Origin of the sequence: Allocoleopsis sp. (assembly GCF_036703385.1) — a bacterium.
GTDB lineage: Bacteria > Cyanobacteriota > Cyanobacteriia > Cyanobacteriales > Coleofasciculaceae > Allocoleopsis.
In genome coordinates, this window is the sequence record NZ_DATNPA010000073.1 from 1 (window position 1) to 4,260 (window position 4,260).

Below are 4,260 nucleotides of genomic sequence, written 5' to 3' on the forward strand. Positions count from 1 at the left end.
TGCCTGTAAACAGTTCCGGAATAAACCGACGCAACCCAATCAGATAATAGCCCCCATCGATCGCTGGCCCCAGAACCAAGTCATGCTGACACAGTGCCTGAAACGCCTCTGCTATCAGCTGAGCATTCAAGCCAGGGCAATCCGTGCCGATGAGAACCACAGCATTTATTCCAGCCACAAAAGATGCCTGAAACGCTGATGCCATTCGACAGCCAATATCACCCTCACTCTGTCGTCGGTAGACTCGGTTTGAACCCAACCACTCTTGCATCAACAGTTCCGTTCCACCCGCAAAATGGACTTCTACCGAAAGGGGATAGAAGGATTGGAGTTTATCAACTTCAGCTAGCTTTTGTTCTGTCATCTGACGCTGAAGTCTTGCCGCACCTTTCGCCCCTAACACTGGGATTAGTCGTGTCTTCGTTTTTCCGGCTTCTGGATAGCGGGTAAAAATAATCAGGCATTCTCTTGCTGCCTTGGTCATTTATCTTGAACGAACTGCTTTAGATTGTGCTTCCACAATGCTGCTTGTTGAACATTGGGATAAGTGCCAATCAGTGACTCTAGCTCTTGACGAGCTTTTGTTCCTAGCTCTCCCTTCGTGCGATTTCCCAGCAGGCAGATGAGCCGTTGCAGGGATTCAGTGGTGCCAGGAAGTTGTAGCGGTAGAGAAGCGCCTGGGATAGCTTTAGGGTCGTCTAGTAGGGATTTAGGAGTTTTTTTCTTTGGCATACCTGGAAATTAAATTTCAGGACTTTAGAATTATTTTAATAATTAATGATAGAGCAATAGTCTCTCTCCCAGGCTCTCCAATGAATTAATCGGCAAGCTGATGCGCTAGGTATTCCAGCCCACGCAGTCCATACTCTGTACCCTTGAGATAGTATAGCGATAGGCTCAGGATAGATAGGAGACTGTCAGCGATGTCACTGATGAGTGTTAAAGATTTGGAGCAACTGCAATCAGCACTCTCCCTAGCCAATTTAGATTACCAATTAGAGCTCGAAGATGGGAAGATTATCGTCATGGGGCCGTCAGATATAGAATCGAGCGAAATTGGCGTTCGTTTTAGTGCGTTTTTATTCGCTTGGGTTAACCCTCGTCGTCTAGGGCGCGTCTTTGAATCGAGTGGCGGTTTTATTCTTCCTGATACCAATCTACGGGCACCAGACGTTTCGTTTGTCCGCGCCGAACGCCTCAAGCGAAAACTTCGCTACTTTGCCCAAATGGTTCCCGATTTAACAGTTGAAATTAAATCACAAAGCGATAGTATCAAACCACTGGAAGAAAAAATTAAGTTGTTCCTAAAATTAGGGACAGAAGTAGGGATACTGATTGACCCTGATAAACTCACATTAACGGTTTATCGCCCCACTGGTGAACAAACTATACTTACAGATGGCGACATTCTGACCATTCCAGAACTCTTTTCGGGTTGGGAACTCCCAATCTCTGAGCTATGGCCTCCTGAATTTGAGTAATTCTTGCCTTCACCCAAGTTTCACAACTCAATTAGATTCCCTATAGTCTATTAACTTACGAGGTGGGATAACGAGACCCACCACAATTTCTCTCAGCTTCATGCTGGTAGTTAGCATAAATTTTGTCATCTAAGTCTATATCTGACATCATAGGGGCAACCACAGGGGATTGCCCCTTTTTTGTTCTTGGAATAGGAAAAGGCGATCGCTTCTTTACACGCTCATTTCCAACATACGCTGTATCGGTCGTAGAGCCGCTACTTGTATATGTTCAGGTAGCGTGATTTCTGGCTGGCGATTCTTCATCGCAAGATACAGTTTTTCCAGGGTATTGAGCCGCATAAACGGACACTCATTACAAGCGCAGTTGTTCATCGGCGGAGCTGGGATGAAGTGTTTGCCAGGTGCTTGCTTTTGCATTTGATGAATAATTCCTGGTTCCGTCGCCACAATAAACGATTGACTGGAACTGGCTTGAGAATACTTCAACAATGCAGTAGTTGAGCCAATATAGCTGGCGTGACGCAGTACCGAGGGTTCACATTCGGGGTGGGCAATGACTTCAGCGTCTGGATGTTCAATTTTCAGTTGGACAATCTTCCGTTCTGAGAAGGTTTCATGAACAATGCAGCTACCCTGCCACAGTACCAAATCGCGTCCTGTTTGTTCCGCCACGTAGCGCCCTAAATTGCGATCGGGGGCAAAAATAATCGGTTGGTTTTTGGGAATTTGGTTAACAATCTTAACAGCGTTAGAACTGGTGCAGATGATGTCGCTCATCGCCTTGATTTCAGCGGAGCAGTTGATATAAGAAACAACCAGATGATTGGGGTGAGCCGCCTTAAATGCAGCAAAGGCATCGGGAGGGCAGCTATCAGCGAGTGAGCAGCCCGCATCTAAGTCGGGTAACAGCACAAGTTTGTCAGGGTTGAGGATTTTGGCAGTTTCTGCCATGAAGTGGACACCGACAAAGACGATGACATCGGCATCGGTGCTGGCAGCTTTACGAGAAAGTTCTAGGGAATCTCCAATGTAGTCTGCGATATCTTGAAGGTCGGGGTTTTGGTAATAGTGAGCTAAAAGGACGGCATTGAATTCCTTTTTGAGGGCACCAATCGCTTCAAATAGGTCGTCAGGTAAGGCAGCAGTCTGAGTAGAGTCTCGTTGGGCAAGTGCAGTGGTAAACACAGTTTGGAGTTGCCTTGGTTCAGAAGTGGTTACTTGGGGTAATTATAGTAGTTTTTACCAAAAATGGCTGGGTTCGGTGACAGACTTGAAGCGTGACATCAATAAGTTCTTTAGTCAAAACGAGCCTGAGTTGCCTATCCTGGAAAAAGATAGGCAGATAAGGGGATATGACCAGTTATCACAATAATCCCGTCAAAATTGCTGTTGTCGGGGATATCCACGATCAATGGGAAAACGAGGATGCGATCGCTCTCCAAGAGTTAGGTGTTGATCTGGTTCTGTTTGTGGGAGATTTTGGCAATGAATCGGTTGAGGTGGTGCGGAAGATTGCCGCCCTCGACCTCGATAAAGCAGCGATTCTGGGAAATCACGATGCCTGGTATACGGCTTCGGACTGGGGGCGGAAGCGGTGCCCTTACGACCGAAAAAAGGAAGATTGGGTGCAGCAGCAATTAGATTTGCTGGGAGAGGCTCATGTTGGTTATGGGTACTTGGACTTTCCCCAGTTTCAGCTTTCTGTTGTGGGAAGTCGTCCGTTTAGTTGGGGTGGAGAAGTTTGGAAAAATAACGAGTTTTATCAGGAACGGTACGGCATCACCAGTTTCGCGGAGTCAGTTGAGCGCATCGTGGAAGCGGTGCAGAGTGCGGCTTATGAAACGATTGTTTTTTTGGGTCACAATGGCCCCACCGGGTTAGGCGACAAGGCAGAAGACCCCTGCGGTAGAGACTGGCAACCCTTGGGCGGCGATCATGGTGACCCAGATTTTGCAGAAGCGATCGCACAAACTCAGGCGCTAGGTAAAAACGTTCCCTTCGTTACCTTTGGTCACATGCACCACTCCCTACGCCATACCAAAGAACAACGACGAAGGGCAATTGTGGCGAGTCCAGAGGGAACTGTCTACTTAAATTCAGCAAGTGTGCCCCGGATTATCCAAACGGAAACGAACAGAGTTCGTAATTTTTCCCTGGTTTCCCTGGAAGCGGGTATTGTTTCCAAAATCTCCTTGGTTTGGGTGGGTCAAGACTATTCGGTAGTATCTGAACAGTTACTCTATCGGCGTCCGGAACCCGTTGAAATACAACCTGTTTATAGTTAGTTCGCCATAAGTGCCAAGGATTGATATTATAGATTAGCCCGGAGAGGTGGCAGAGTGGTCGAATGCGCTCGACTTGAAATCGAGTGACTCGAAAGAGTCCGTGGGTTCGAATCCCACCCTCTCCGTTATTTAGTGAAATGAGATTGTGAGCGATCGCGTCTGGTAGTGCCCTTTGCGCGATCGCATGGTTATCTCGGTTCGTGACAGTGCAAGTACGCTTGTCGTTGCGCGTGAGTCTCTGAAAGACGGCTGAAGGCTTCTTCTGTGTATCGCTCTGCTTCTCGCTCAATGGCTGACCAAATTAGTTTGAGTGTTTTCCAGTTGCGGCAGGCGTGAATTAAGGTGCAGCAAGCGGCTACCCATTGTTCTAGTTGGCGGTAGCTGATGAAGTAGCCGCCCATGCCTTGAATATGTACCCAAAGCACATGCTTCCATTTTTCCCAGCGCCAAACTCGGCTTGGGTCAGTTTTGAGATATTTGGCGAGTTGTTT

5 protein-coding genes, 1 tRNA gene and 1 pseudogene are annotated in these 4,260 nt (G+C 47.5%); 3 read left to right on the top strand and 4 right to left on the bottom strand.

Annotated elements, in window-relative coordinates:
• Positions 1–484, bottom strand: a 484-nt coding sequence (locus tag V6C93_RS03880) for a TIGR04282 family arsenosugar biosynthesis glycosyltransferase (RefSeq protein WP_333475334.1), incomplete at its 3' end; no start/stop codon positions are given.
• On the bottom strand, positions 481–732 hold the full coding sequence (locus V6C93_RS03885) for a hypothetical protein (protein WP_333475335.1): 252 nt from the start codon (positions 730–732) through the stop codon (positions 481–483). The genes V6C93_RS03880 and V6C93_RS03885, both read right to left, overlap by 4 nt.
• Before the next feature lie 191 nt (positions 733–923).
• Here V6C93_RS03885 and V6C93_RS03890 point away from each other — a divergent pair, with 191 nt between their 5' ends.
• Entirely contained in the window at positions 924–1,481 is a 558-nt protein-coding gene (locus tag V6C93_RS03890) for a Uma2 family endonuclease (RefSeq protein ID WP_333475336.1), read from the top strand.
• Between the two features lie 213 nt (positions 1,482–1,694).
• Here the strand turns inward: V6C93_RS03890 and nadA are convergent.
• Positions 1,695–2,681: pseudogene (gene nadA, locus V6C93_RS03895) on the bottom strand (quinolinate synthase NadA); the annotation flags it as partial.
• A 155-nt stretch (positions 2,682–2,836) separates the two neighbouring features.
• Here nadA and V6C93_RS03900 point away from each other — a divergent pair.
• On the top strand, positions 2,837–3,769 hold the full coding sequence (locus V6C93_RS03900; protein ID WP_333475337.1) for a TIGR04168 family protein: 933 nt from the start codon (positions 2,837–2,839) through the stop codon (positions 3,767–3,769).
• A gap of 40 nt (positions 3,770–3,809) precedes the next feature.
• A tRNA-Ser gene (locus tag V6C93_RS03905) sits at positions 3,810–3,894 on the top strand.
• Positions 3,895–3,957: 63 nt separating this feature from the next.
• On the opposite strand, the gene V6C93_RS03910 is transcribed toward V6C93_RS03905, so the two are convergent.
• Positions 3,958–4,260 (bottom strand): hypothetical protein (locus tag V6C93_RS03910; protein ID WP_333475338.1); only part of this gene is annotated, 303 nt, incomplete at its 5' end.

What these genes read in the sequence shown, in the direction of transcription:
- V6C93_RS03885 (WP_333475335.1), bottom strand. Translation starts at nt 732, where the DNA reads ATGCCAAAGAAAAAAACTCCTAAATCCCTACTAGACGACCCTAAAGCT.
- V6C93_RS03900 (WP_333475337.1), top strand. Translation starts at nt 2,837, where the DNA reads ATGACCAGTTATCACAATAATCCCGTCAAAATTGCTGTTGTCGGGGAT.
- V6C93_RS03890 (WP_333475336.1), top strand. Translation starts at nt 924, where the DNA reads ATGTCACTGATGAGTGTTAAAGATTTGGAGCAACTGCAATCAGCACTC.